The 25,546-nt window shown below is 72.2% G+C and carries 23 protein-coding genes and 1 pseudogene; 12 read left to right on the top strand and 12 right to left on the bottom strand.

Annotated elements, in window-relative coordinates; genetic code table 11:
• The first annotated feature begins 36 nt into the window (after window positions 1–36).
• Window positions 37–510, top strand: coding sequence for a carboxymuconolactone decarboxylase family protein (locus ABT288_RS02215; RefSeq protein ID WP_351601699.1), 474 nt, complete (start codon window positions 37–39; stop codon window positions 508–510).
• A gap of 15 nt (window positions 511–525) precedes the next feature.
• On the opposite strand, the gene ABT288_RS02220 is transcribed toward ABT288_RS02215, so the two are convergent.
• Entirely contained in the window at window positions 526–1,002 is a 477-nt protein-coding gene (locus tag ABT288_RS02220; protein WP_351601702.1) for a DUF2000 family protein, read from the bottom strand.
• Between ABT288_RS02220 and ABT288_RS02225 the strand changes: the two genes are divergently transcribed.
• Window positions 1,001–1,825: a helix-turn-helix transcriptional regulator gene (locus ABT288_RS02225; RefSeq protein WP_351601705.1), complete on the top strand. Its 825-nt coding sequence runs from the start codon at window positions 1,001–1,003 to the stop codon at window positions 1,823–1,825. The two genes, ABT288_RS02220 and ABT288_RS02225, sit on opposite strands and share 2 nt — an antisense overlap.
• On the opposite strand, the gene ABT288_RS02230 is transcribed toward ABT288_RS02225, so the two are convergent.
• From ABT288_RS02230 to mshA, 3 genes are all read right to left on the bottom strand, one after another.
• Window positions 1,804–3,480, bottom strand: coding sequence for a glycosyl hydrolase family 28-related protein (locus ABT288_RS02230; RefSeq protein ID WP_351601707.1), 1,677 nt, complete (start codon window positions 3,478–3,480; stop codon window positions 1,804–1,806). The genes ABT288_RS02225 and ABT288_RS02230 overlap by 22 nt on opposite strands.
• A gap of 98 nt (window positions 3,481–3,578) precedes the next feature.
• A complete protein-coding gene (locus ABT288_RS02235; RefSeq protein WP_351601710.1) occupies window positions 3,579–4,079 on the bottom strand; it encodes a type III secretion system chaperone family protein in 501 nt (166 codons plus the stop codon).
• The gene (gene mshA, locus ABT288_RS02240; RefSeq protein WP_351601713.1) at window positions 4,072–5,409 is read right to left on the bottom strand and encodes a D-inositol-3-phosphate glycosyltransferase; all 1,338 of its coding nucleotides are present in this window, start codon (window positions 5,407–5,409) and stop codon (window positions 4,072–4,074) included. Before mshA ends, ABT288_RS02235 begins: the two co-directional genes overlap by 8 nt.
• A 720-nt stretch (window positions 5,410–6,129) precedes the next feature.
• On the opposite strand from mshA, the gene ABT288_RS02245 reads away from it, so the two are divergent.
• The 3 genes from ABT288_RS02245 (at window position 6,130) to ABT288_RS02255 (ending at window position 9,754) form a co-directional block, all read left to right on the top strand.
• Window positions 6,130–6,915 (top strand): class I SAM-dependent methyltransferase, encoded by a 786-nt coding sequence (locus ABT288_RS02245; RefSeq protein WP_351601716.1) that lies wholly within the window; start codon window positions 6,130–6,132, stop codon window positions 6,913–6,915.
• Between the two features lie 189 nt (window positions 6,916–7,104).
• Entirely contained in the window at window positions 7,105–8,172 is a 1,068-nt protein-coding gene (locus ABT288_RS02250) for a C40 family peptidase (protein ID WP_351601842.1), read from the top strand.
• Window positions 8,173–8,452: 280 nt separating this feature from the next.
• Window positions 8,453–9,754, top strand: coding sequence for a PP2C family protein-serine/threonine phosphatase (locus ABT288_RS02255; RefSeq protein ID WP_351601718.1), 1,302 nt, complete (start codon window positions 8,453–8,455; stop codon window positions 9,752–9,754).
• A gap of 118 nt (window positions 9,755–9,872) precedes the next feature.
• On the opposite strand, the gene ABT288_RS02260 is transcribed toward ABT288_RS02255, so the two are convergent.
• The 3 genes from ABT288_RS02260 to ABT288_RS02270 all read right to left on the bottom strand — a co-directional run bounded on the left by ABT288_RS02260 (window position 9,873) and on the right by ABT288_RS02270 (window position 11,475).
• A complete protein-coding gene (locus ABT288_RS02260; RefSeq protein ID WP_450857007.1) occupies window positions 9,873–10,211 on the bottom strand; it encodes a DUF2516 family protein in 339 nt (112 codons plus the stop codon).
• 117 nt (window positions 10,212–10,328) lie between these two features.
• Window positions 10,329–10,922, bottom strand: coding sequence for a hypothetical protein (locus tag ABT288_RS02265; protein ID WP_351601720.1), 594 nt, complete (start codon window positions 10,920–10,922; stop codon window positions 10,329–10,331).
• Window positions 10,923–10,998: 76 nt separating this feature from the next.
• Entirely contained in the window at window positions 10,999–11,475 is a 477-nt protein-coding gene (locus ABT288_RS02270) for a helix-turn-helix domain-containing protein (protein ID WP_351601722.1), read from the bottom strand.
• A gap of 440 nt (window positions 11,476–11,915) precedes the next feature.
• On the opposite strand from ABT288_RS02270, the gene ABT288_RS02275 reads away from it, so the two are divergent.
• From ABT288_RS02275 to ABT288_RS02300, 6 genes and pseudogenes are all read left to right on the top strand, one after another.
• Entirely contained in the window at window positions 11,916–12,881 is a 966-nt protein-coding gene (locus ABT288_RS02275; RefSeq protein WP_351601725.1) for a cucumopine synthase-related protein, read from the top strand.
• Window positions 12,878–13,951, top strand: a complete 1,074-nt coding sequence (locus ABT288_RS02280) for an NAD(P)/FAD-dependent oxidoreductase (protein ID WP_351601728.1) — start codon at window positions 12,878–12,880, stop codon at window positions 13,949–13,951. The genes ABT288_RS02275 and ABT288_RS02280 overlap by 4 nt, the downstream gene beginning before the upstream one ends.
• A complete protein-coding gene (locus ABT288_RS02285; protein ID WP_351601731.1) occupies window positions 13,948–15,759 on the top strand; it encodes a carbamoyltransferase family protein in 1,812 nt (603 codons plus the stop codon). Before ABT288_RS02280 ends, ABT288_RS02285 begins: the two co-directional genes overlap by 4 nt.
• A gap of 85 nt (window positions 15,760–15,844) precedes the next feature.
• On the top strand, window positions 15,845–16,348 hold the full coding sequence (locus ABT288_RS02290) for a nucleoside deaminase (protein ID WP_351601734.1): 504 nt from the start codon (window positions 15,845–15,847) through the stop codon (window positions 16,346–16,348).
• 15 nt (window positions 16,349–16,363) lie between these two features.
• Window positions 16,364–16,834 carry an SRPBCC family protein gene (locus ABT288_RS02295; RefSeq protein ID WP_351601737.1) on the top strand — a complete coding sequence of 157 codons (471 nt, stop codon included), beginning with the start codon at window positions 16,364–16,366 and terminating at the stop codon, window positions 16,832–16,834.
• A 3-nt stretch (window positions 16,835–16,837) separates the two neighbouring features.
• Window positions 16,838–17,563, top strand: a pseudogene (locus ABT288_RS02300) (histidine phosphatase family protein); the annotation flags it as partial.
• 6 nt (window positions 17,564–17,569) lie between these two features.
• Here ABT288_RS02300 and ABT288_RS02305 read toward each other — a convergent pair.
• Window positions 17,570–18,436 (bottom strand): RNA polymerase sigma-70 factor, encoded by an 867-nt coding sequence (locus tag ABT288_RS02305; protein WP_351601739.1) that lies wholly within the window; start codon window positions 18,434–18,436, stop codon window positions 17,570–17,572.
• On the bottom strand, window positions 18,433–18,999 hold the full coding sequence (locus ABT288_RS02310; RefSeq protein WP_351601742.1) for a carboxymuconolactone decarboxylase family protein: 567 nt from the start codon (window positions 18,997–18,999) through the stop codon (window positions 18,433–18,435). The genes ABT288_RS02305 and ABT288_RS02310 overlap by 4 nt, the downstream gene beginning before the upstream one ends.
• Window positions 19,000–19,148: 149 nt before the next feature.
• Between ABT288_RS02310 and ABT288_RS02315 the strand changes: the two genes are divergently transcribed.
• A complete protein-coding gene (locus tag ABT288_RS02315) occupies window positions 19,149–21,518 on the top strand; it encodes an ATP-binding cassette domain-containing protein (protein ID WP_351601745.1) in 2,370 nt (789 codons plus the stop codon).
• A 145-nt stretch (window positions 21,519–21,663) separates the two neighbouring features.
• Here ABT288_RS02315 and ABT288_RS02320 read toward each other — a convergent pair whose 3' ends face one another.
• The 3 genes from ABT288_RS02320 to ABT288_RS02330 are packed head-to-tail and all read right to left on the bottom strand — an operon-like array spanning window position 21,664 to window position 25,510.
• The gene (locus ABT288_RS02320; RefSeq protein ID WP_351601748.1) at window positions 21,664–23,694 is read right to left on the bottom strand and encodes a HelD family protein; all 2,031 of its coding nucleotides are present in this window, start codon (window positions 23,692–23,694) and stop codon (window positions 21,664–21,666) included.
• Window positions 23,695–23,744: 50 nt separating this feature from the next.
• Window positions 23,745–24,383: a TetR family transcriptional regulator gene (locus tag ABT288_RS02325; protein ID WP_351601751.1), complete on the bottom strand. Its 639-nt coding sequence runs from the start codon at window positions 24,381–24,383 to the stop codon at window positions 23,745–23,747.
• 26 nt (window positions 24,384–24,409) lie between these two features.
• Window positions 24,410–25,510, bottom strand: coding sequence for a phosphotransferase (locus tag ABT288_RS02330; RefSeq protein ID WP_450856771.1), 1,101 nt, complete (start codon window positions 25,508–25,510; stop codon window positions 24,410–24,412).
• Window positions 25,511–25,546: the final 36 nt, after the last annotated feature.

The following is a 25,546-nucleotide window of genomic DNA, read 5'->3' on the forward strand; positions in this document are numbered from 1 at the left end:
ATCGGAAACCACGCGCAGACCACACGGGAGCACACCATGGACGCTCGCCTGAACCTCTTCACCAACCCGGTCACCGGCAGGTTCTTCAAGCACATCAACTCGGCGGGGAAGATCGTCTCGGACTCCGCCCTCCCCGCCGCGACGCAGGAACTGGTGAAGATCCGGGCCAGCCAGATCAACGGGTGCGCGATGTGCACCGACATGCACACCAAGGACGCCACGGCCGCCGGGGAGACGGCGCAGCGGCTGCACCTGGTCGCCGCCTGGCGGGAGGCCAAGGTGTTCAGCGAGGCCGAGCGCGCCGCGCTGGAGCTGACCGAGCAGGGCACCCGCATCGCCGACGCGGCCGGCGGCGTCCCGGACGAGGTCTGGGCGAACGCCGTCAAGCACTACGACGAGGACCAGCTCGCCGCGCTCGTCGCGCTGATCGCCCTGATCAACGCCTACAACCGCGTCAACGTCATCGTCCAGCAGCCCGCCGGCGACTACCAGCCCGGCATGTTCGACTGAGCCGCGACAAGGTCCTCAGGGGTGCATCCGTGCACCCCTGAGGACCTTGTCCACGCCGTTGCGGGGGCCGTACACCGCCAGCCCCGCCAGGTCCAGCTCCGCCGTCGGGACGGCGCGGACCGCCGCGCGGTTGTCGCGGTCGTTGCCCGTGGCGAACAGGTCCGAGGTGAAGACGGCACGGGGCAGGGCACGGCTCAGTGCCCTGCCGTGGGCCGCCTTCAGGGTCTCCTTGGAGCCCTCGAAGACCAGCACCGGCTGGCGGAACATGGGTAGGTACGACACCCCGTCCGCGTCCTCGTACGGCTCGCCGATCACCTCGGGGACCGTCGCGCCCAGGCCGCTGACCAGGAACGCGGTGACGTTGAGCCGCTGCCAGGGCTCCAGGTCCTCGCGCAGCAGCACGGCGATCTTCGTGTCGAAACGGATGGGTTCAGCGCTCATGGAACGAGACTGCCGACCGCCGTACGACGCCGTCTTGTACGTTCTTTGCATGGCGGTCCGGCGGGAAGGCACCCGGCGCGAGGACACCCGGCAGGAGGTCAGCGCGTGGCGCCCCCGCGTGCCGGGCGTCACCGAGGTCTTCCACGCCCGCTTCACCGAGTACGCCTATCCGATGCACGTCCACGACGCCTGGACGCTGCTCATCGTGGACGACGGGGCCGTGCGGTACGACCTCGAGCGGCACGAGCACGGCACCCCGCACGACACCGTCACGCTGCTCCCGCCGCACGTGCCGCACAACGGCTCCCCGGCCACCCCGGACGGCTTCCGCAAGCGGGTCGTCTACCTCGACAGCAGCCGTCTCGGCGAGGATCTCATCGGGCGCGCCGTCGACACGCCCGATCTGCGGGATCCGGTGCTGCGGCGGCGCGTCGGTCAGTTGCACGCCGCGCTCGCCCGGCCGGGAGACGAACTGGAGGCGGAGAGCAGGCTGACCCTCGTCGGGGAGCGGCTGCGCGGCCATCTGCGGCGGACGGCCGGCACGGCTCCCCGCCCGGATCCCGTGCTCGCCCGTTCGCTGCGGGAGCTGCTCGACGCCCGTGTCGTCGACGGCGTCTCGCTGGAGGAGGCCGCGGGCCTGCTGCACGCCCATCCCGCCCATCTGGTGCGGGCGTTCAGCGGGGCGTACGGCATCGCCCCGCACCAGTACCTGATGTCGCGCCGGGTCGGGCAGGCGCGGCGGCTGCTGCTGGACGGGCTGGCGCCGGGCGAGGTGGCCTCGGCCGCGGGGTTCTACGACCAGGCCCATCTCACCCGGCACTTCAAGAAGCTGGTCGGAGTGCCCCCGGGGCGCTATCGCAGCAGCTCACGCTGAGCCTCGTACAGATTGCGCGGGCGTACGGCGTCCGTGGTGCCGTACAGCTCCAGGCGGGAGTGCAGGTCGCCGGGGAAGTCCGGGACGTCGGTCTGGTCGAACTCGGTCACCGTGTTCAGGCCGACGGTCGCCGAGTACGGGGCCAGGCCGTCGATCTTCATCAGGCCCGCGCGGCCGTTGGTGACCCGGATGTTCCAGTGCGTGAACCGGGCGCCGAACAGCGGGCCCGCGTTGGCGTCTCCGCCGTGGCGGCCGTTGTTGTTCACCGTGATGTCCGTGCGGACGTCGGCGAAGGGCAGGCCGCGGTGGCTGTCGAAGGTGCCCATCTGCATCTCGCCGCGCGACCAGACGTTGTGGGAGGAGAGTCCTTCGACGTTGATGCCGTGCAGCTGGGTGTTCGGCGGGGCCGGGACCGTGCGCTGTTCGACGGTGAAGTCCTCGATCAGGTTGTCGTGGGAGCCCTCGCGGCAGAAGTACGGGTGGTGCGAGCCGCGGCCGGCCACCCGGGTGCGGCGCAGGGTGCAGGCGGAGGCGGCGACCAGGCCGAAACCGTTGTCCACGTCGGTCACCGTGACGTCGTCCACCCAGCAGTCGTAGGCGCACTGCAGGACCACACCGTTGTAGCCCTTGTCGAGCAGGTGCGGGGACTGCGGGGTCTCGACCGCCCGCAGGGTGAGGCCCTCGACTCCCGATCCGGTCAGCTCGGGGACGTGGGTCGTCAGTTGGGGGTTCCACTCGGGGCGTATGTCGAGCGGGAGAGGGCGTTCGAGGGTGATCCGGCGGCCCCGGACGCGGGCGATGCGCACCGGCCACTCGTAGGGGACGTACGACAGCAGCTTGGTCTTGTCGTCCCAGGAGTACGACGCCGGGCCCGGGCCGCCGCCCGCCATGTGCTGGAGCAGGGTGTGCGCGGGGTCGTCGGCGAGGCGGAGGAGGACGAGCCGGCCGGGGTGCAGCCCCTCCGGATCGGCGACGGTGACCGTCCACGAGCCCTGCCGGGCCGGTTCCACCGAGGTCAGCGGCGCCCACTCGTCCCGCCTGTTGCCGGTCCAGCCCTCGAAGGGCCAGGCCCGGGACCGGATCGCCGCCACCAGGGAGTCCCAACGCGCCCTGGGCGCGAGCCAGATCAGGCCGCCGGCCCAGGACCACGCCGACTTGTCGCCGCCGTAGCGGGAGCCGTAGACGCCGATCAGTTCGGTGAGGGACTTCGTCGCGTACAGCGTCGTACGGCCGCTGCCGGCGCCGCGCAGGACGACGCCCGAGTCGCCGATGCGGATCAGGTCGTCGATGCGGAAGGTGCCGGGCGGGATGGTGACCGTGCCACCGCCGGCCCTTCCGGCGGCGGCGATGGCACGGTTGATCGCGGGGGCGCAGTCGGTGGTGCCGTCGGGTACGGCGCCGTGGTCGGTGACGTCGGCGAAGTGGCGGGGGCGGGGGAAGCGCGGGGCTCCGCCTCGGCAGCCGGCACGGCCGACGTAGGGGATCTGGGGGTGGTTGACGGGCGAGCGGACGAACTCACCCCAGATTTCCGGGACTTCGCCCTCTTCGGCGGCTGCCGCCCTGACCGCCGTCCCGGCCGTGGCCGCGCCGAGCGCCACGGCCGTGGCGGCGGTCAGCAGGGTCCGTCTCGTGAGATGCGTACTGCTCATGCCCATCCGCCCCTTCATATTCATGCATATGAACGACGTTCAGGATCGCGTCGGCGGTGAGCATGCCACCGCCCCGGCAGCAGAGGGAAGGGGTCGTACGTAAGTCAGTCAGCGGGACGATCGATCAGATGTCTGAACGCGTCCAGGTTGCGCGTGGACTCGCCCCGGGACACCCGCCAGGCGTACTCCTTGCGGATGGAGGAGGCGAAGCCCAGTTCCAGGAGGGTGTTGAAGGCGCCGTCGGCCGCTTCCAGGACCTGGCCGAGGAGGCGGTCGATCACGTCGGGGGTGACGGAGGCGAGGGGCAGGCGGGCGGTGACGTAGATGTCGCCGAGACGGTCGACGGCGTAACTCACTCCGTACAGCTTGAGGTTGCGCTCCAGGAGCCAGCGGTGGACGCCCGCCTCGTTCTCGTCGGGGTGGCGGACGACGAAGGCGTTGAGCGACAGGGAGTGGCGGCCCACGAGGAAGGAGACCGTCGTGGAGAGCTTGCGGGTGCCGGGGAGCTTGACCACGTAGTTCCCGGGCTCGGGGCTCTCCCACTCCAGTTCGGCGTCCTTCAGGACACCTTCCAGGACCTGCCCGGCCTTCTCGACATCACCCATGGTGGGAGCGTACGCGACGGCGGTGGGACTGGGTCGCGGCCGTGTAGACGTCCGCGGTCTCGGCGGCCGCCCGGTCCCAGCCGAAGGACTGCGCGTGCCGGGCGGCGGCCGCGCCCATGCTCGCCGGGAGCGACGGCTCGTCGACGAAACGGCTCAGCACGCGCGCGTAGTCGACGGGACGGTGGCCTTGGACCAGGAAGCCGGTCTCGCCGTCGCGCACGGCCACCGGCAGTCCGCCGACCGAGGCCGCGAGCACCGGCGTGCCGGCCGCCTGCGCCTCTATGGCGACCAGGCCGAAGGACTCGCTGTAGGACGGCATGACCAGCACGGACGCGGCCCGGAACCAGTCCGCGAGCTGTTCCTGGCCGACCGGCGGGCGGAACCGTACGACGTCCGCGATGCCGAGCCGGGCGGCGAGCTTCTGCAGCCCCTCCGGCTTGGCGAGCCCGCTGCCGCTCGGGCCGCCGACGACCGGGACGAGGATGCGCGAGCGGAGCTCCGGACGCTCGTCCAGCAGCACCGCCACCGCGCGCAGCAGGATGTCCGGGGCCTTCAGGGGCTGGATGCGGCCCGCGAAGAGCGGGATCAGGGCGTCCGGAGGCAGCCCCAGGCGGGCGCGGGCCGCCGCGCGGCCGTCGGCGGGGCGGAAGCGGTCGAGGTTGACGCCCGGGTGGACGACGGCGACCTTCTCGGGGTCGGCGGCGTAGTGCCGTACCAGCTCGTCGGCCTCCTCCGCCGTGTTGGCGATGAGCCGGTCGGCGGCGGCCACGATCTGGGTCTCGCCGATGACGCGGGCGGCGGGCTCGGGGGTGTCGCCCTCGGCCAGGTTGGCGTTCTTGACCTTGGCCATGGTGTGCATGGCGTGCACCAGGGGGACGCCCCAGCGCTGGGCGGCGAGCCAGCCGACGTGGCCGGAGAGCCAGTAGTGGGAGTGGACGAGGTCGTAGTGGCCGGGGCGGTGACCGGCCCAGGCCTGCATCACGCCGTGCGTGAAGGCGCACAGCTGGGCCGGGAGGTCCTCCTTGGCGAGACCCTCGTAGGGGCCGGCGTCGACGTGCCGGACGAGGACACCGGGGGCCAGCTCGACCGTCGGGGGCAGTCCGCCGGCCGTGGCCCGGGTGAAGATCTCGACCTCGATGCCCAGGGCGGCGAGCCGCTGGGCCAGCTCCACGATGTAGACGTTCATGCCGCCGGCGTCGCCGGTGCCGGGCTGGTGGAGCGGGGAGGTGTGGACGGAGAGCATGGCGACGCGGCGGGGGCGGCGGTGCAGTCGTAGCCGTGACGCGGTTGACGGGGAGCGTCGCCCGAGCCTGCTGACGTACTGGCTCACCTGGCGGTCCTCTCCTTGCTGCGGGCATGCCGGACGGAGGACCGACCTCGCCCTCCACGCAGGTGCAACAGCGGGAGGGGGCCGTGCCATTTCCGCACCAGGCCGCTTTACTCAATCATGACCTTCGCTCGACCGGCCGCCGGAGGGTGACATGACCTGGAGGGGCCCAGCGACGCCGACCTGGCCGGGAGCCTGGGTGGTCACCGCCCGGCGTCCGGCCCCCGGCTCCCGGATGCGCCGCCGGGGCTCCCTGGCGATCCACTTCGAGGAACTGCCCGGCGGCGACGCCGGGAATCGGGAACCACGCCGTCCGGACGGACTGACCGCCGAGCAGGCCCTGAAGCAGACCCCGGCCAACCTGGTGAACGGCCGTGGCCACCGCACCAGCCGCCCGCCCCTGACACCGCTGCCGACCAGGCCACCGTCCAGCCCGCCACTCGCGCTCCCCCGGTCACCCGCCACCACCGCCCCGCCTGACCCCCGCGCCGACCGGCCCGCCGGACCCGGCCGACCCCGCCACCGACACCACCACCCCGCCCAGCCAAAGCCGCGCTCCCCCTGTCACCCGCCACCACCGCCCGCGCCCGGCGCCCGGCCCCGCCCGCGCCCGGCCCCGCCCGGGTCGGCGCCGCCCGGTGCCCGCTTACCCTCGTAGGCATGACAGCCCGCGCAGCCTCCCTCCCCCGCTCTCGGCTTCGCTCGAGCGGGGGGAGCCCCGTCGTGGGAACGGTGACGCGCGGGACGACCAATCCCAATCGGCTGCGCCGCATGGACCGCTGGATCGCGGCGACGCACGGTGCCGAGCTGCGGCGCGCCGGGGAGCCGCTGGCGATCGACCTCGGCTACGGCGCCGCCCCGTGGACGGCCGTCGAACTGCTCGGCCGGCTGCGGACGGCCGCTCCGCGCGCCCGGGTCGTCGGCATCGAGATCGAACCGGAGCGGGTCGCGGCCGCGCGACCGTACGAGCGGGAGGGGCTGACCTTCCGGCACGGGGGTTTCGAGGTGCCCGTGCCGGAGCGGCCGATGCTCATCCGCGCCGCCAACGTGCTGCGCCAGTACGACGAGGCCGAGGTCGCCGCCGTCTGGGAGCGGCTGTGCGCGCGACTCGCCCCGGCCGGCGGCGGCTCGCGCGGCGGTCTGCTGGTCGAGGGCACGTGCGACGAGATCGGGCGGCGGCACGTGTGGGTGGCGCTCGGCCCGGAGGGGCCGCGGAGCGTCACCTTCGCCACGCGGCTGGGTTCCCTGGAGCGGCCCTCCGACCTCGCCGAACGGCTGCCGAAGGCGCTGATCCACCGGAACGTCCCCGGCGAGCCGGTGCACGCGTTCCTGCGCGACTTCGACCGCGCCTGGGCCGCCGCCGCGCCCTACGCCTCCTACGGCGCCCGGCAGCGCTGGCTGCGCACGGTACGGGAGCTGAGGGCCGGCTGGCCGGTGACGGACTCCCCCGCCCGCTGGCGGCAGGGCGAAGTGACGGTGGCGTGGGAGGCGTTGGCGCCGCGCGGCTGAGTTCACCCGTTCGGGGAAGCCGGAACGGAACGATCTCCGCGGTTCGTTCGTCACACCGGCGGGGAGAGCGTCATAGCGGGGCGGACGCAGGGGGGGAACACCTGCCTCTGTCGTTTTTCGTCGTGACATGGCACCATCCCCGGGGCACCGTAAGTTACTGACGGTAAATCAGCTTTGGGGGCATCTGTGATGGGCTGGGGCAAGCGCAGCATCCTCTCGGCCGCCGTGACCGTGGTCTGCGCGGTGACCGTGCTGGCGGCGCCCGGCACGGCCTTCGCCGACCCGGCGCCCACCCCGAGCACGTCCCCGACTCCCCCGCCGAGCAAGGACCTCGAGAAGGTCCGCGAGAAGCTCGACCAGCTGTACCACGCCGCGGCCGTCGCCACCGACGCCTACAACGCGGCCGAGGAGAAGACGAAGCAGCAGTCCGCCCAGATCGTCGCGCTGGCCAGGAAGATCGACCAGGGGCAGCAGAGGCTCGCGAGACTCCAGGACCAGGCGGGCGCCGCCGCCCGCGCCCAGTACCGCACCGGCGGCATCCCGCCCACCGCCCAGTTCCTGCTCAGCGACGACCCCGGACAGGTCCTGGACGGGGCCGGACTGCTGCTCCAGGGCCAGCGGGCGACGAAGTCGCTGATGAGCGAACTGACCAGCACCCAGCAGCAGTTGCAGGCCTACGCCGACGACGCGGCCGCGCAGTGGCAGAAGCTGGACGCCGAGAGCACGGCCAAGGCCACCGCCAAGAAGAAGATCCAGCAGCAGATCGCGGCCGCCGAGAAGCTGGAGTCCGAGCTGGAGAAGAAGGACCGGGAGCGGCTCGCCAGGCTGGAGGACCAGGCCGCGCTGAAGGCACAGACCAACTGGCTGGACACCGGCATCCTCAAGAAGATCCACGGCACGGCGTCCGCGGAGGGCGAGAAGGCGGTCGCGTTCGCCGCCGCCCAGCTCGGCAAGCCCTATGTGTGGGGCGCCGAGGGCCCGAAGTCCTACGACTGCTCCGGGCTGACCTCCCAGGCCTGGGCGGCGGCCGGCCACCCCATCCCGCGCACCTCGCAGGAGCAGTGGCAGCAGCTCAAGCACGTGGACATCCAGGACATGCGCCCCGGCGACCTCATCATCTACTTCGACGACGCCAGCCATGTCGCCATCTACGTCGGCGACGGCGCGATCATCCAGGCCCCGCGCCCCGGGCGGACGGTGACGGTCGCGGGCGCCGGCTCGATGCCGATCCTGGGGGTCGTACGCCCGGACGCGTGAGCCAGGTCATCTCCGGCCATGCCGGCGTGATGTGCGCCATGTGACCCACTCCACCATCAACCCCCGCCCAAACCCGGGCCGGACGTGAGCTTCGTCATTCCCGCTCGCCCGGCGGCCTGTCCAACTGCGCCATAGAACGCGGCATATGACGACGGCCTGCGCCTCAGCGACGCGGCTCACACCATTCCATCGGGGCGGGAGCACCCGCTATGGTCCCCGTCGGTGGCATCGAGACCCTCGGCGCCACCATGCCCTCGGGGGGAGGGAAGGAACCCAAGAGATGCCCGTACCCGTACCGCGGCAGAGAGCGATCCCGGCCGTGGAGAGCGGTCAGGCGCAGGCCGCCACCACAGGCGGCGGCCCCCTCAAGGAAGAGGCCCACCGCGACGCCGCGCCCACGACCGGCACCGGCGCCACTCTCACCCTGCTGCTGATCGAGGACGATCCGGCCGGTTCGCCGATCGTGCCCGACCTGCTGGACTCGGCCGGCAAGCCGATCCGTGTGCGTACCGCCCGCAACCTCACCGAGGCCGAGCGGCTGCTCACCGACGACGTCCACTGCATCCTGCTGGACCTGGCCCTGTCGGCGCCGGGCGGCAGCGACGCCGACGACGAGCTGGCCGTGCTCAAGCACGTGCTGAAGCTCGCGCCCCGGCATGCCGTGCTCGCGCTGACCGCCTCCGCCGACGCCGAGCGCGGCGCCGAGGCCGTGCGCGTCGGCGCGCAGGACTACCTCTTCCGGGACGAGCTGGACGGCCGGCTGCTGAGCCGTGCCATCCGGTACGCGGTGGAGCGGAAACGTTCCGACACGGCCGAGCGGCGGCTGGCCGAGGGCCGGCTGCGCGCGCAGGAGAACCGCCGGCTGGAGCGCGGGCTGCTGCCCACGCCCCTGCTGGAGGGCTCCTCGCTGCGCTTCGCCGCCCGCTACCGCCCCGGCCGCTCCCGCGCGCTGCTCGGCGGCGACTTCTACGACGCCGTCCGCACCCCGGACGGCACCGTGCACGCCATGATCGGCGACGTCTGCGGCCACGGCCCGGACGAGGCCGCGCTCGGCGTGGAGCTGCGCATCGCCTGGCGGGCACTGACGCTGGCCGGGCTGTGCGGGGACGAGCTGCTCGGCACCCTCCAGGAGGTGCTGGAGCACGAGCGGGCCGACGAGGAGATCTTCGCGACCCTGTGCACGGTGGACATCGCGCCCGACGGCCGCCGCGCGGGCCTGTGCCTGGCCGGCCATCCGGCCCCGCTGCTCGCCCGCCCCGGCCGGCAGGCCCGTCTGCTGCCGTACGACAACAACGGCCCCGCCCTCGGTCTGCTGCCCGGCGCCCGCTGGCCGCGGATGCAGGTGGAGCTGGGTTCCGAGTGGAGCCTGATGCTCTACACCGACGGCCTGATCGAAGGCCGGGTCGGCGAGGGCGGCGAGCGGCTGGGCCAGGACGGGATGGTCTCGATGATCCGCCGGCAGCTCTCCGAGGGGCTGCGCGGAGAGGAGCTGCTGCGGGCCGCGGTCAGTGAGGTGCGGCACCTCAACGGCGGGGAACTGACCGACGACGTGGCGGTTGTGCTGCTGGACCGGATGCCGTAGTCCGGGGACTCACCGCCGGGGTTCTTCGCCGCCGCCGGGTGCGGGTGCGTTTGCGGCCGCTCGCGCCCACGCGGCGGAGCCGCAGGTCGATACGGCCCCCGCACTCCTTCGGGGCGGTTCAGCGGCCTCCGTTGTACGGCCCGTACGGACCGTCGCTGCTGCTCCCGCGTCCCCGGCGACGGAAGCCCTTCCCGCCCGAGACCTGCTGGAGCGCGGGCCGTACGTCCACGAAGAAGACGATCGAGGCGACCAGGCCCGCGAGCTGCAGGAACAGCATGGGCACGAACAGGTTCACGGCGACCGCGATGCCCAGGATGATCAGCCAGAAGCCCTTGTTCTGCTTGTCCGCGGCGCGGTACGCGTCCTCGCGGAAGATCGCCGCCATCACGAACGCCACGATGGCGAGCGCCAGCATGGCGGTGAAGATCAGCCACATCACTCCGCCGACTGCCGTCATCAGCACAATGCCCACCACCCGAGTCGAGTCCTCCGTAAAGCCACCGTACCCGTACAGCGGGCCGGACACCCCCAAGGTGCCCGGCCCGCTGTCATCTCGTCGCGATCCCGCCGCCGGTCACTTGGCCGGCGGGGTCGTCTTCTTCGCGGGGGTGGACTTGCGGGGGGCCGGCGCCTTCTTCGCCACCGGCTTCTTCTCGGCGGGCTCGGCCGCGGCCCCGGCCGGCTTCGGCTCGTCCGCGGCCTCGGCCGGCTCGGGCTTGCCCTCGACGGCGATCGCGAAGTCCTCGATCTCCTCGGCGGCCTCGCCGCGCCAGCTCTTCACGGCCTGCTCGCCGTGCTCGGCGACCTTCTCGTAGGTCTCGCGGGCCTTGACGGCGTACTCGGCGGCGACGCCGACACCGCGCAGGGCGAGGTCCTGGGCCTGCTCGCCCAGCTTCTTCAGGTCGACGTCGAGGGTGCCGATGAACTCGTTGACCTTGGTCTGGAGGGTCTCCTGCGCCTCCTTGGCCCGGGCGGCGGCCTTCTCCTGCACGGCCTTGGGGTCGGTGTTGCGCACGGCCTCGATGCGGGCCGGCGCCTCGGCGCGCAGCTGCTCGACCAGGGCGGGCACCTTCTTGGCCTGCTGGAGGGCGAGGTCGGCGGTGCCGGCGGCGAAGTAGAGCGGAGTCGGGTCGCTGAGGGTCTTGCGCAGGTCGTCGGTGATGGCCATGGTGATCTGGTCCTCCCGGATTCGCGTTCGGCTGAGGTTGGTGTGGTCCGCGGTGGGAGCCGGCGCCCTGGTCCGGTTATCCGGCCGTCCGCCGCGGGCCTGCATCGGCATCGTGTCCGCCGGCCGTGCCGGTGCCGGGCACGGCGGTGCCGTCGGTGTCCGCTCCCTGTGCGCCGTCCTCGTCGTCGGCGGGCTCGCCGATCCCGAATCCGTTCTCCTTGCGAAAGGACTCGTAGATCTGGAGCAGCACCTGCTTCTGCCGCTCGTTGAGCGAGGGGTCGGCGAGGATGACCGCCCTGGTCTCCACGTCGTCCCGGTCCCGCTCGGCGTCGAGGATCCCGGCGCGGACGTACAGCGTCTCGGCGGAGATGCGCAGGGCCTTGGCGACCTGCTGGAGCACCTCCGCGCTGGGCTTGCGCAGCCCGCGCTCGATCTGGCTCAGGTAGGGATTGGACACGCCGGCGGCGTCGGCGAGCTGCCGCAGCGACAGCTGCGCGTTCCGCCGCTGCTCGCGCAGATACTCACCGAGATTGCCGACGTTCAGCGATGCCATGGCTCCACCATGCCTCACCTTCGCTAACAATTGCAAGCACCCGCTTGCAAAAGTGTGCCGGGTGGCTGGAGCGACTCGGGGCCCCTCGGAGTTTCCTGACGCAGCGTGAGCGACCGGCTCTCGTAGGAACCGACAAAGACCCGGCCGTAGCCTGCGGAGCCTTTCATATCTTCCATTCCTAGCTGACCGCACCGGGCTGCCTGTGTACTCCTCGTAACAAGTTGCGACGGAGCAAGGCGAGTTGCAGCGAACGGGGGATCGCTGCCGCGCGCCGCCTCCAGCCATGCCCTTCGACGGGCCGCTGGAGGCGAGGGCCCGGCATGGCACGCGGTGTTGCATCGCGGGCTGTACCGGCGTGAGGGCTGCCACCGACATGGACCACGGTCGGCCGACCACTGCGCTCGACCCCCTGACCTTTCGTCAAACGAGGGAGAAGAGCCTTGAGCAAGTCGTTGACCGGTCGTCGTATCGAGATCGCCTGGCCCGGCCTGGACATCACCGTCACCGCCGAACTCGACGACCGCAACACCGTGCTGGCCGACGCCCTGTGGGAGTCGCTGCCCTACCAGAGCCTTCAGGGGCACGCGCTGGTCGCCGGCCATCACCTCTATCACGCGGCGCCGATACCCTCGCTGCTGCACCTGCACGGTGCCACGCGCATCGACCGGCGCGAGGCCCCCGACGGCACCGTGTTCTGCTCCGCGCTCCAGCACCTGGGCATCAAGTACGGCACCCTGACCGAGCCGATGTACGCCTCCCCCGTGGGACAGATCCGCGAGGCGGACCTGCCCGCCCTGAACGAGGCCGGGCGCGCCGTGTGGGACGCGGTGTACTCCACGAAGAAGCCGATCCTGGCCGAGGTCCGCAGGGCGGGCGAGCCGGGCGGCCACCGCATCCCGCGGCTGGCGGCCACCGACGCGGACGCCAGGCGGCTGATCGCCGACCTCCACGCCGAGACGGAGCGGATCTGGCTCGCCGAACCCGCCGAGCTGGGCGACCTGCACCGGGGCCTGATCCCGTCCGGCGCCGGAACCCTGGAGACGGTTCTGCCCACGCTGCTGTTCGTCAACGGCGAGACCCGCCCGCTCGGCTACGCCTCCTACGGCGGCCTGGTCCGCGCCGTGCACACCGGCATGCCGACCGAGTCGCTGCGCCAGATGGCCCGGCTGCTGGTCGGTGTCCCGGCCGAGTTCCTCGGCTACTGCGGGCTGGAGAAGCTGTGGGCGTTCACGCAGCGCTTCCTCGACTGCCTCGACCGGCTCGACCGCGACGACTTCCACGCGGTGGCCCACCAGATGGCGCTCTACATCAACTGCCTGGGCGGATGGAACCTGCACCTGTTCCCCTGGGACACCGGCGACCACCTGCGGCAGCAGCGGCCCGCCACCACGGGTGGCCGGCCGTGAGCGGGCTGCCACCGCGCACCGACGTCGTCGTGATCGGCGGGGGAGTCGTCGGCACGTCGATCGCATGCCATCTCGCGGAGGCCGGCGTCGGCACCGTCCTGCTGGAGCGCGGCACGCTCGGCTCCGGGGCGTCGGCGGCGACGGCGGGCGTGCTGCGCACCTACTTCCCCGGCGACCCGCACACCGGCGGCCTGGCCGTGCGCAGCATGGCCGCGTACCGGACGTTCGCCGAGCGGACCGGAACGCCCCTCGGTCTGGAGCGTGTCGGCTTCCTGGTCCTGTTCACGGAAGAGGAGCAGGTGGAGGAGTTCCACCGCACCCGGCCCGCGCAGCGTGCGGCGGGGGTGGAGGTCGAGCTGATCGGCCCGGCCGAGGCGGTGCGGCACAACCCGCTGCTCTGCGAGCGGAGCATCCTCGCCGCCGCGTGGTCGCCGCAGGCGTACGCCTGCGATCCGGCCGCGATCGTGCGGGGCTACGCCGCCGCCGCGCAGGAGGCCGGTGCCGTGCTGTGCACGGAGGCCCCGGTGACCGGGATCGAGCCCGCCGGGCGGGTGCACACCCCCCTGGGCAGCATCGCCGCCGACACGATCGTGTGCGCGGCCGGGCCGTGGGCGGGGCAGGTCGCCGCCATGGCCGACGTGCACCTGCCCGTCACCTCGTACCCGATCGAGCTGCTGCTGACCGACCCGCCCGCCCCGCATCCGGGCACGCTGCCGATGACCCTGCACGCCGCGTCGGGCCTGCGGATCAGGTCCTGGAAGGACCGCATCCTGATCGGCATGGGCCGCCCCCGCCCGGACGAGTCGCGCCGGGCGTGGCTGAAGCGGCTGTCGCAGCAGCTCGGCACCACCTACCCGGCGCTCGACGGCATCCGTGTGCACCGGGGGTGGAGCGGACCGTTCGACGGCAGCCCGGACGGCGCGGCGATCATCGGCCGGCATCCCGCCCGCCCCTTCGTGTACGCGGCGGGGTTCTCCGGCCAGGGCCTGTGCCAGGCGCCCGCGGCAGGAGAGACCGTCCGTGATCTCGTGACCGGCAAGCAGCCCCGGACAGAAGGGAACCGACCGTGATTGTTCTGGGGTGCAACGGTTTCAGCGGCGTCTCCCGGATCTTCGCCGAGCGCTTCGGTGCGGTCGGCACCGAACGGCACTACCTCCTCGGCCACGACGCGGGCGCGGCGCTCCTCGTCGACGGCGAACTGGTCGCGGCCGTGGAGGAGGAACGCCTGAACCGGGAGAAGAAGACCACCGACTTCCCCTCGGCCGCCATCGAGTGGTGTCTCGCCGAGGCGGGGGTGAAGCTCGCCGACGTCGACCTGATCGCCGTCCCGTGGGACTTCTCCACCGGCGTCTTCGACGGGATGCTGTCCGACATCACGGCCGCGCCGGTGCCGCCCGCGGCGAAGCTCGACCTCATCGGCGCAATCGGCGCCCTGTACACCGGGGCCGTCAGCCATGACGCGATCCTCGCCGACTTCGCGGCGCGCACCGGGTTCACACCCGACCCGGACAAGGTGGTGTTCGTACCGCACCACCTCGCCCACGCGACGACCGGCTACTACCTGGCCGGCATGCCCGACGCGGCGTTCCTGATCAGCGACGGCCGCGCCGAACGGTACTCCTCGCTGACCGGTGAGATCCGGGACGGCCGGATCACGGTGTTCGAGGAGTCGGTCATCGGCGCGGAGCACTCGATCGGCCTGCTGTTCGCGGCGATCACCCGCTTCCTGGGGTTCGTACCGAACAACGACGAGTACAAGGTCATGGGACTGGCCGGATTCGCCGCCCCGCCCACACCGAACCCGTTCCTCGAGCACCTCGTCGCACTCCACGACGACGGCCGCTACACCTTCCGCCGGCCGCTGGCCACGGACGACCCGCGCGGCCTGGACGCCCTGTTCGAGCAGCACTTCGGGCCCGTCCGGGACACCGTCGAGTACAAGGCCCGGGTGGCCGCCGCGGCGCAGCAGATGCTGGCCGTGGTCACCGGACACCAGCTGCGCGCGCTCGAAGCGAGGACGGACTGCGACCGTCTGCTGTTCGAGGGCGGGGTGGCGCTGAACTGCCTGAACAACACGCCGTTGTTCGAGGGCTCACGGTTCACCGACATGCACGTCAGCTTCGGCGCCAGCGACACGGGCATCGCCATCGGCGCCGCGGCGCACGCCTGGCTCGAGCGGTCCGGCAGCACCGGCCCCAGCGGCAGGCGGGCCGCGCCGGCGGTGACGCCGTACCTCGGACCGGCATACGACGAGACAGCGATCGAGGAGGCCCTGCGCGAGGCCGGCGACCGGATCACCTGGCGCCGGCTCGAGGACGACGAAGTGGTCGAGCAGGTCGCGCAGTTGCTCACGGGGAAGGTCGTCATCGGCTGGTTCGAGGGGCGGCTCGAGCACGGCCCGCGCGCACTCGGACACCGCAGCCTCCTCGCCAACCCCGGCTTCCCCGACATCAAGGACGTCATCAACACCCGGGTCAAGCACCGCGAGCCGTTCCGCCCGTTCGCACCGCTCGTCCTCGAAGCGGACGCGTCCCTGGTCTTCGAGATGGGCCGCAAGACCAGCTCGCCCCACATGACGTTCGTCTTCCCCGTACGACCCGAGTACCGAGACGTCATCCGCGGGGCCACCCACGTCGACGGCACCTCCCGGGTGCAGACCGTCACCGACTCCGCCACCCCCCGGCTCGCCGCGCTGCTGCGCCGCTTCACCGCCCTGACCGGGGTCCCGTGCCTGATCAACACCTCGTTCAACGTCGCGGGCGAACCGATCGTGTGCAGCCCCGCCGACGCCGTCAACTGCTTCCTGTCCACCGAGATCGACCACCTGATGCTCGGCAACCACCTCGTCGGCAAGACGGAGGTCACAGCCGTCGCCTGACCCCACAGGCCGACCCCTGCCGGGGGCGGCCGCACCCGCCCCCGGCCCGCCACACCCACACCCACCCTCCCCAGAAGGAGCAGTCATGACCGCGTACACCCAAGAGACCGGCGTCCAGGAGCTCGAGAAGGCCTGGCTGGCAGAGGCGATCCAGCTGGCCACCACCAGCGTGGCCAACGGCGGCGGCCCGTTCGGCGCGCTGATCGCCAAGGACGGCGAGATCATCGCGACCGGCAACAACCGGGTCACCTCGACCCTGGACCCGGTCGCGCACGCCGAAGTCAGCGCCATACGCGCCGCCTGCCAGGAACTCGGCGTGTTCATGCTGCAGGGCTACACCCTCGTCACCTCGTGCGAGCCGTGCCCGATGTGTCTTTCCGCCGCGCTCTGGGCGCGCGTGGACCGGGTCGTGTTCGCCGCCGACCGGCACGACGCCGCGGTGGCCGGGTTCGACGACCGCAGGTTCTACGACCTGTTCGAGAAGAAGCCCGCCTCGATGTGGCCGATGGCCGTCGAACGGCTGGACCTGCCCAACCGGACCGCACCGTTCGACGCGTGGGTGGCCAAGGCCGACCGCGTCGACTACTGACAAGGAGCTCCCCAGGTGGAGATCAAGCGGAAACACAGCATGTACCACTCGACGGTTCTCGACGCCGACCCCGACCTCGTCTGGTCCGTCGTCCGCGACCCCATGCAGGTCGTGAGGATCGTGTCCGGGCCGGCGGTGAAGAACGTCGGCTGGGCCGAGGGCGGTTCGGCCGACCGGGTCCCGGCGCGCTACGACTTCACCCTCGTGTTCAACGAAGGACTCGTCCAGCAGGAGGTCGCCGGACGCAACGAGGTGGACCGCTCCTCCACCTACCGGGCCGTCGCCCCGACCATGGGCGTCGACAGCTACGCCGCCACCATCCGGGTCCGGCCGATCACCAACGAGCCGGGCCGCAGCTTCTTCGACTGGTCGCGGGAACTCGTGATCGCCGACGACGCCGAACCCGAGGTCGTCGAGGCGATCATCGCCATGATGGCGAAGCAGACCGACTCCGTTCGGGACCACTTCGCCGCACCGCAGAAGTAGCCGGCGGTGAACCGGGCGACGAACACGACCGAGGGGGCCGCAGCGGTGGCCCCCTCGGGCCGGCCCACCGGCACGGGCACACCGACCACGCTCCTGCTGCTGCGGCACGGCGAAACACCGCTGACGGCCCAGAAACGGATCTCCGGAAGCGGCGGCACGGACCTGGGCCTGTCGCAGGCCGGACGGCGACAGGCCCGCGCGGCAGCAGACCTGCTGGCCGCCCAGGGCGGCGTGCGGGCGGTCGTCACCTCGCCGCTGCGCCGCTGCCGGGAAACGGCCCGGACGGTCGCCGCCCGGCTCGGCCTGCACCCCCGCATCGACCCCGAGCTGCGGGAGGCGGACTTCGGCGCCTGGGAGGGGCTGACCTTCGCCCAGGTCCGCGAACGCCACCCCGACGACCTGGCCGCGTGGCTGGCGTCCCCCGGGGTCCCGCCCACCGGGGGCGGTGAACCGCTGGAGTCGGTCGCCGGGCGGGTGTCCGCGGCACGCGACCGGCTCCTGGCCCAGCACGCCGGGCAGACCGTGCTGGTCGTCTCGCACGTCGTCCCGCTGCGGACCCTCGTACGGCTGGCACTGGGCGCACCGCCCGAGTCGCTGTTCCGGATGGAACTGGCGGCGGCCTCGCTCTCGGCGGTGGCCTACCGGGCGGACGGCGCCGCGTCGGTGCAGCTGCTCAACGACACGCGGCACCTCACCACAGGCGATTCCCGTCCGGCTCACCCGGCCTGAGCCCGCTCACCGGGTGAGAGCGGCCGGCTCGTCCAGGCGGGTCAGCTTGTGCGGGTTGCGCACCACGTGGATCCGGGTGATCCGGCCGTCCTCCACCGTGAGGCTCACCGCGCTGGGCTCGCCGTCGAAGTCGACGCGGCCGGCCGGGGCGCCGTTGAGCCACATCGCCGTCGTCTCCAGCGTGTCCACCAGCCGGTGTGCGCGCGCGAGCACGTCCGCGACCACGGCGGCACCGTGGAACGGCGTCGTGGCGGCGGCCACCACCCCGCCCCCGTCCGTGACCATGACCACGTCCGGCGCCATGATCTCCAGCAGCTCCCCCAGCTGCCCGGTGCGCAGTGCGGCCAGGAAGCGGTCCACCACGGCCTGCTGCTCGGAGCGGCTCACCCTGACGCGCGGCCGCCGGGCCGCCACGTGCTCGCGGGCGCGCCGCGCGATCTGCCGTACCGTGGCCGCTGTCTTCCCGACCGCCTCGCCGATCTCCCCGTACGACAGCTCGAACACCTCGCGGAGCACGAACACCGCCCGCTCGGTGGGCCCGAGGGTTTCCAGGACCGTCAGCATCGCGATCGACACGCTCTCCGCGAGTTCGATGTCCTCGGCGACATCGGGGCTGGTCAGCAGCGGTTCCGGCAGCCACTCGCCGACGTACTCCTCGCGGCTGCGCGACAGGGTGCGCAGCCGGTTGAGCGCCTGCCGGGTGACGATCCGGACCAGGTACGCCCGCGCGTCGCGCACGTCGGCCTGTTCGACGCCGGCCCACCGCAGCCAGGATTCCTGCAGCACGTCCTCGGCGTCGGCCGTCGAGCCGAGCATCTCGTAGGCGACCGTGAAGAGCAGGCCGCGGTGGGCGACGAAGGGATCCTCGGTCATGAGGCCGGCTTCTCCGCACGGGTGGCCAGGGGGATCTCACAGGCGTCCGAAAAGCCCTGGGACCTGACCCCGAGAGCCGTGTTGTTCCTGGTCGCGAAGTTGGCGAAGGCGATCGACGCGGTGATCTCGACCAGCGCCGCCACGCCGAGCCGGTCGAGCAGGCGCGCGGACAGTTCGTCGGTGACGGTGGGCGGCGTGGCCGACATCGCCTCGGCGTACTCCATCACGTCCCGCTCCAGCGGGGTGAAGACGTCCGACTCCCGCCAGCGCGGCACCTGGCTGGCCTTGGTCAGGTCCAGGTTCTTGTTCTGCACCTGGAAGTAGTTGATGTCGAGGCACCAGCTGCAGCCGACCAGGGCGGCGACGGCCATGTGCGCGAACGACTTCAGGTTCTCGTCGGCCACATGCCACGCGTTCACCCGGGCCCCCATCTCCTGGCCCGCCTCGGCGACCTCGGGGTTGTGCCAGGTGGCCTGGAGGGGTTCGGGCACGGTGCCGAACTGCTCGATCACGGCCTTGCTCAGCTCTGCGGGGAGTTCCGCCTTCGGTATGCGGAGCGTCATGGTGTCCTCCTCATGTGCTGACCGGTTCGCCATGAAGACACCGCCGGGCTCCCGGGTGTGACACCCGGCTCGTCGGGTCGTCGGGTCGTCGCGACTGTCGTCAGGATTGGAGAAGCGCCGGGCGGACCGGCCCCGCTACCGTGACCGGCATGGACGACGCCACCGCACCGCACGCAGCCGACAGCCACGACCTGATCCGTGTGCACGGCGCCCGGGAGAACAACCTCAAGGACGTCAGCGTGGAGCTGCCCAAGCGCCGGCTGACCGTGTTCACCGGCGTGTCGGGCTCCGGCAAGAGCTCGCTGGTGTTCGACACGATCGCCGCGGAGTCCCAGCGGCTGATCAACGAGACGTACAGCGCGTTCGTACAGGGCTTCATGCCGACGCTCGCGCGCCCCGAGGTCGACGTCCTCGACGGGATCACCACCGCGATCATCGTGGACCAGCAGCGGATGGGCGCCGACCCCCGCTCCACGGTCGGCACCGCCACCGACGCCAACGCCATGCTGCGCATCCTGTTCAGCCGGCTCGGCACGCCGCACATCGGCTCGCCCAAGGCGTACTCCTTCAACGTCGCCTCCATCAGCGGTGCCGGTGCGGTCACCGTGGAGCGCGGCGGGCAGCAGGTGAAGGAGCGGCGCAGCTTCAGCATCACCGGCGGCATGTGCCCGCGCTGCGAGGGCCGGGGCACGGTCACCGACCTCGACCTCACCCAGCTCTACGACGACTCCCTCTCCCTCAACGAGGGCGCGCTCACCATCCCCGGCTACAAGACGGGCGGCTGGAACTACCGCCTCTACACCGAGTCCGGCCTGTACGACCCGGACAAGCCGATCCGCGCCTTCACCAAGCGGGAGCTGCACGACTTCCTCCACCGCGAGCCGACCCGGATGAAGATCGCGGGCATCAACATGACCTACGAGGGTCTGATCCCGCGGATCCAGAAGTCGATGCTCGCCAAGGACAAGGAGGGCATGCAGCCGCACATCCGGGCGTTCGTGGACCGTGCGGTCACCTTCACCGTCTGCCCCGAGTGCGAGGGCACCCGGCTCACCGCGGCGGCCCGGTCCTCGAAGATCGACGGCGTCAGCATCGCCGACGCCTGCGCGATGCAGATCAGCGACCTGGCCGACTGGGTGCGGGGGCTGTCCGAGCCGACGGTGGCGCCGCTCCTGGCCTCCCTGCGGCACACCCTCGACTCGTTCGTGGAGATCGGCCTCGGCTATCTCTCGCTCGACCGGCCGGCGGGCACGCTGTCGGGCGGCGAGGCCCAGCGCGTGAAGATGATCCGCCACCTCGGCTCGTCGCTGACCGACGTGACGTACGTCTTCGACGAACCGACCATCGGCCTGCACCCGCACGACATCCAGCGGATGAACGAGCTGCTGCTGCGCCTGCGCGACAAGGGCAACACCGTGCTGGTCGTGGAGCACAAGCCGGAGGCGATCGCGATCGCCGACCATGTGGTCGACCTCGGTCCCGGCGCCGGTACGGCGGGCGGCACCGTCTGCTTCGAGGGCACGCTGGAGGGGCTGCGGGCCAGCGGCACCCTGACCGGCCGGCACCTGGACGACCGGGCGGCGGTCAAGGACACGGTGCGCAAGCCGGCAGGGGCCCTGGAGATCAGGGGCGCGACGACGCACAACCTGCAGAACGTGGACGTGGACATCCCGCTGGGCGTCCTCTGTGTCGTCACCGGGGTGGCCGGTTCCGGCAAGAGCTCGCTGGTGCACGGGTCGATGCCGGCCGGCGCGGACGTCGTGTCCATCGACCAGACTCCGATCCGCGGTTCGCGGCGCAGCAACCCGGCGACGTACACCGGGCTGCTGGAGCCGATCCGCAAGGCGTTCGCCAAGGCCAACGGCGTCAAGCCGGCGCTGTTCAGCGCCAACTCCGAGGGCGCCTGTCCCACCTGCAACGGCGCCGGTGTCATCTACACCGACCTGGCGATGATGGCGGGTGTCGCCACGACGTGCGAGGAGTGCGAGGGCAAACGGTTCCAGGCCTCCGTCCTGGAGTACACCTTCGGCGGGCGGGACATCGCGGAGGTGCTGGCGATGTCGGTGACCGAGGCGGAGGAGTTCTTCGCCGCGGGCGAGGCGCACATCCCGGCGGCCCACAGGATCCTCGACCGCATGTCCGACGTCGGCCTCGGCTACCTCACCCTGGGCCAGCCGCTCACCACCCTCTCCGGCGGCGAGCGCCAGCGCCTGAAGCTGGCCACGCACATGGCCGACAAGGGCGGCGTCTACGTCCTCGACGAGCCGACGACAGGCCTCCACCTGGCCGACGTGGAACAGCTCCTCGCCCTGCTGGACCGCCTGGTCGACTCCGGCAAGTCGGTCATCGTGGTCGAACACCACCAGGCGGTCATGGCCCACGCCGACTGGATCATCGACCTCGGCCCCGGCGCCGGCCACGACGGCGGCCGCGTCGTCTTCGAGGGCACCCCGGCGGACCTGGTCGCGGCGCGCTCGACCCTGACCGGCGAGCACCTGGCCGAGTACGTGGGGGCGTGAGGGGGAAGCGCCGTTGAGCTGAGGATCGTCTCCCGGGTGCCGGTGCGTGGTGGGCTGGTCGCGCAGTTCCCCGCGCCCCTGGGAAGTCGCAGCCGACGCGGCTTCGAGGCACCGGCAGCTCACCGTGCGTGCACGCTGTCCCCCGTCAGAAGGGGAGCGGGCGGGCGTGGACCACGTCCAGGCGGGAGACCGCCCGGGTCAGGACCACGTACAGGCGGTGCGCGCCGCGCTCCTCCGCCTCCGCCACCGCCGCCGGTTCCACCGCCACGACATGGTCGTACTCCAGGCCCTTGACCATGCTCGCGGGGACGAGTGTCAGGCGGGCGCCCAGCGCGTCCGGGCCGGCCGGGTCCAGGCCCGCCGCGGTGAGGGCCGATCGCACGGCGTCCAGGTCCGCGTCGGCCGCCACCACGCCCACCGAGCCCTCGTGGGCCAGCGCCTCGCGCACCGCGGTCACGGCGGTGCCCGGCACGTCGTCGGTCGGGCGCATCCTCAACTCGCCGTCCGCGCGCAGGGAGTGGGCCGGGGGTACCGACACGCCCAGGCGGGGCAGCAGGCGGTTGGCCAGGTCCACGACGGCCGCGGGCACCCGGAAGCCGGTGGTCAGCGGGACCACGGCCGCGTCCGGCCGGCCGAGGTGGCGCAGCTGGACGGACCAGTCGCGGGCGGCCCACGCGGTGGTGCCCTGGGCGAGGTCGCCGAGGACGGTCAGTGAGCCGAAGGCGGCGCGGCGGGCGATGGCCCGGCACTCCATGGGCGAGAGGTCCTGTGCCTCGTCGACGACGATGTGGCCGTACCCCTCCGGGTGCTCGATCAGGCCGGAGAGCTCGTCCAGCAGGACCAGGTCGGCGGCCGACCAGCGGGCCGACTTGTACGAGCGGGGCGGGCGGGACCACAGGAGCGCCGCCTGCTCGTCCGGGTCCAGCAGGCCGTCGGCCGACCGGGCCAACTCCCTTGGGTCGGTGAGGAGTCGGGCCAGCACCTCCTCGGGGCGGACCTTGGGCCAGACGAGGTCGAGGTGCTCGGATAGCGGGCGGGCTCGTTCGATGCGGCGCACCCAGGAGGCGGGCAGCACCCCGGAGCGCCGTTCGGCCCGCTCGCGCAGCCGCTGTACGACCCGGGTGCGCACCCGCTCGCGGCCGATGGCGTACGGCGGCTCCTCGGTGCGCACCACCTCGAGGATGGCGGCCAGTTCCCCGGCGGGCACCCGCCACCGGCTGGAGCCGTCCTTCACGGCGAGGTCGGTCACGCCGTCGCTGGTGACCCTGCCGTACAGCGCCCGGCGCAGCACCTCGGCCATGCGGGCGTCGTGCTTGAGCGCCGCCGTGTCCGCGGGGTCGGTGCCGGTGACCGGGTGCCGGGCGATCTCCTCCAGGAGTGTCGACTGCCGTACGCCGGTCTCGCCGAGCGAGGGCAGCACCTCGGCGATGTAGTGCAGGAACGTGCGGTTGGGGCCGAGGATCAGCAGTCCGGCGCGCTGGAGCCGCTTGGGATGCGTGTACAGCAGGTACGCGGCGCGGTGCAGGCCGACGGCGGTCTTGCCGGTGCCGGGCGCGCCCTGCACGCACACCGAGTCGGCGAGGGCGGCGCGCACGAGGTCGTCCTGTTCGGGCTGGATGGTGGCGGCGATGTCCCGCATGGGTCCGACGCGGGGCCGCTCGATCTCGCGGGCGAGGATGTCGCTGGTCCGGGACTCGCCACGGCCCAGGTACTCGTCCTCCAGCCCGGTGAGGTCGGCGGACCCGCCCCGGCTGCCCGGCGCCCAGCCGAACCGGCGCCGTACCTCGACGCCGCGCGGGTCGCGGGCGCTCGCCTGGTAGAAGGCGCGGGAGACGGGGGCCCGCCAGTCGACGACGAGCGGTGGGGCGGCGGGGTTCTCGGTGATGCGCAGGCGCCCCAGGTGGTAGCTCTGCCCGCCGTGCTCCGGGTCGCTGCCGGTGAAGTCCAGGCGGCCGAAAAAGAGGGGGCCGGGCGGCAGTTCGCGCAGCGCCTTGGCCTGGCTGCGCAACCGGTGGCCGAGGACCTCGGCGTCGGCTCCGGAGGCGGAGACGTCCTCGCCGGTGACGACCTGTTCGGCGGCGCCCTCGACCATCGCGGCGAGGGCGGTACGGCAGGTGTCGTGGTAGGCGCGCTCGGTGTGCAGGGCGTCCGTGAGGGCGGGGTCGAGTGACGTCATGCCGCCAGCATACCGCCATAACTTAACCAAGTTACATTTTTAACCCAGTCTCACGAATGCTTCCGGTCCCCGGTCACGGCCGTGCGCCGGAGCTCCGTCAGCCCCTCCCCCAGCCGCCGGAACGCCCGCTCGGCCGCCCGTGCGGCGTCCGGTGCCACCACCGCGATGGGCTCCCCCGCCGCGACCCGCCGCCAGTTCTCCTGGGCGAGGATGCGCTGTACGGCGATGATCTGCCCGGCGGCCAGCCGCGCGTCCAGCCCGCCGCCGAGCGCCTCGGCGAGCGCCGCCTCCGACCGCTCCAGATGGGAGTGCGCCCGCGCCACCAGGGCCGGGGTGCCGTAGAGCAGGGTGTGGAAGGCGAGCACCTGGGGGTGGTCGTTCAGCCCGGTGACCGGATCGCGCCGCTCAAGACCGGCGAGGAAGTGCCGGCGCAGGGCGTCCACCGGGTCGGCCGCCCCGGCCACGACCCGCGCGGCCTCCGTCTCGTGGTCCGCGATCCGGTGCAGGACCAGGTCCTCCTTCGCCGGGAAGTACCGGAAGAGCGTCGGCTTGGAGATCCCGGCCGCCGCCGCGACCTCGGCCACGGACACCGCGTCGAAGCCCCGCTCCAGGAACAGCCGCACGGCGACGTCCGACACGTCCTGGTACATCTTCTGCTTCTTGCGCTCACGCAGGCCCATCTCACCCATGGGGCGAGGGTACGCAGCATTTCCGGTCAGAGGACGGCTTCCGGGCGGGTGCCGTGCTCGCGGCACCAGCGCATCAGCGCCGCCGCGATCCGGTGCGGACCCGGTACCGGGTCGAGGCCCAGCGGTACGGCGGCCAGGGCGAGGACGCGGCGCAGCTTCAGCGCCGCGGAAGCCATCCGCCGCCACCCGACGTCCGGTGCGGCGCCCAGCATCAGGGCGCAGCGGATGACATCGGTGATGACGGACTGGGCCCGCTTGTAGCCGAGCAGCAGCGGCAGATCGTCGTGCCAGCCGTTCCCGCTGCCGTGACGCACCTCCTCCACGGTGGTGTGCCACAGCTCGGCCACCCTGCGCGCCTGCCCTGCCGGGTAGCGCATCAGATGGAGATGGGTCGCCAGCTCGTAGAGCGGATCACCGACCATGGCGAGTTCCCAGTCGATGGTCCACAGGCGTTGTTCGGCGTCCACGATGAAGTTCTCGCGGTGCAGGTCGGCGTGGAGCAGGCAGAACGGCCGCCGGGTGAGGCCGGAGACGTGCTTGCGCAGGTGGGCGAAGGCGTCGTCGGCCACACCCAGCTCGCCGAACAGCCCCTCGAACCGGTCGAGGTTGTGCCGGTAGACCCGGTGCTCGGTGAAATGGACGAGCCGCTGGAGGAAGCCCTCGGTGTCGCCGTCGTCCGGGCGGTCCTCCGGATCGCACCGGCGCGCCGCCCGAAGACCCGTGGGCTCCACGGCGGCCAGCTGCCGGAAGAGCTCGACGATCTGACGGTGGTAGACGTCCGGAACGGGCATGCCGGAGGTGTGGAGGGAGCCGAGCGTGCGGCCCTCGATGAAACGCATCAGGCTGATGCCGCCGACCTCGGCGATCTCGGGAATGCCGCGGATCCGCCCCTGGAGATCCTGCAGCAGCTGCTCCTCCGAGACGAAGCAGCGCCGGTCGAACCACAGCAGATCGGGCCGCGGCTCCCGGCACTTCCACCGCCCCGGCTGCACCCGGCCCGCCTCACCGAGCAGCGGGAAGACATACGTCTCGTGGTGATACCCGTGGAGCGGGCCCTCGACCAGACTCTCGTCGCCGCTCACCTCGACCGCGTGCAGTCGAGCAACCGAAGCTGATTGGGGGGACATTGCCCGTTTCTCTCGCCTTGCCACCGCTGGAGGGTG

The sequence above is a fragment of the Streptomyces sp. NPDC001093 genome (genome assembly GCF_040298985.1).
GTDB lineage: Bacteria > Actinomycetota > Actinomycetes > Streptomycetales > Streptomycetaceae > Streptomyces.

Bases quoted from the DNA above. Each gene is read 5' to 3' on its own strand.
- ABT288_RS02215 (WP_351601699.1), top strand. From the start codon at position 37: ATGGACGCTCGCCTGAACCTCTTCACCAACCCGGTCACCGGCAGGTTC.
- ABT288_RS02225 (WP_351601705.1), top strand. From the start codon at position 1,001: ATGGCGGTCCGGCGGGAAGGCACCCGGCGCGAGGACACCCGGCAGGAG.
- ABT288_RS02220 (WP_351601702.1), bottom strand. From the start codon at position 1,002: ATGCAAAGAACGTACAAGACGGCGTCGTACGGCGGTCGGCAGTCTCGT.
- ABT288_RS02230 (WP_351601707.1), bottom strand. From the start codon at position 3,480: ATGGGCATGAGCAGTACGCATCTCACGAGACGGACCCTGCTGACCGCC.
- ABT288_RS02235 (WP_351601710.1), bottom strand. From the start codon at position 4,079: ATGGGTGATGTCGAGAAGGCCGGGCAGGTCCTGGAAGGTGTCCTGAAG.
- ABT288_RS02250 (WP_351601842.1), top strand. From the start codon at position 7,105: ATGGGCTGGGGCAAGCGCAGCATCCTCTCGGCCGCCGTGACCGTGGTC.
- ABT288_RS02255 (WP_351601718.1), top strand. From the start codon at position 8,453: ATGCCCGTACCCGTACCGCGGCAGAGAGCGATCCCGGCCGTGGAGAGC.
- ABT288_RS02260 (WP_450857007.1), bottom strand. From the start codon at position 10,211: ATGACGGCAGTCGGCGGAGTGATGTGGCTGATCTTCACCGCCATGCTG.
- ABT288_RS02265 (WP_351601720.1), bottom strand. From the start codon at position 10,922: ATGGCCATCACCGACGACCTGCGCAAGACCCTCAGCGACCCGACTCCG.
- ABT288_RS02270 (WP_351601722.1), bottom strand. From the start codon at position 11,475: ATGGCATCGCTGAACGTCGGCAATCTCGGTGAGTATCTGCGCGAGCAG.
- ABT288_RS02290 (WP_351601734.1), top strand. From the start codon at position 15,845: ATGACCGCGTACACCCAAGAGACCGGCGTCCAGGAGCTCGAGAAGGCC.
- ABT288_RS02305 (WP_351601739.1), bottom strand. From the start codon at position 18,436: ATGACCGAGGATCCCTTCGTCGCCCACCGCGGCCTGCTCTTCACGGTC.
- ABT288_RS02310 (WP_351601742.1), bottom strand. From the start codon at position 18,999: ATGACGCTCCGCATACCGAAGGCGGAACTCCCCGCAGAGCTGAGCAAG.
- ABT288_RS02315 (WP_351601745.1), top strand. From the start codon at position 19,149: ATGGACGACGCCACCGCACCGCACGCAGCCGACAGCCACGACCTGATC.
- ABT288_RS02320 (WP_351601748.1), bottom strand. From the start codon at position 23,694: ATGACGTCACTCGACCCCGCCCTCACGGACGCCCTGCACACCGAGCGC.
- ABT288_RS02325 (WP_351601751.1), bottom strand. From the start codon at position 24,383: ATGGGTGAGATGGGCCTGCGTGAGCGCAAGAAGCAGAAGATGTACCAG.
- ABT288_RS02330 (WP_450856771.1), bottom strand. From the start codon at position 25,510: ATGTCCCCCCAATCAGCTTCGGTTGCTCGACTGCACGCGGTCGAGGTG.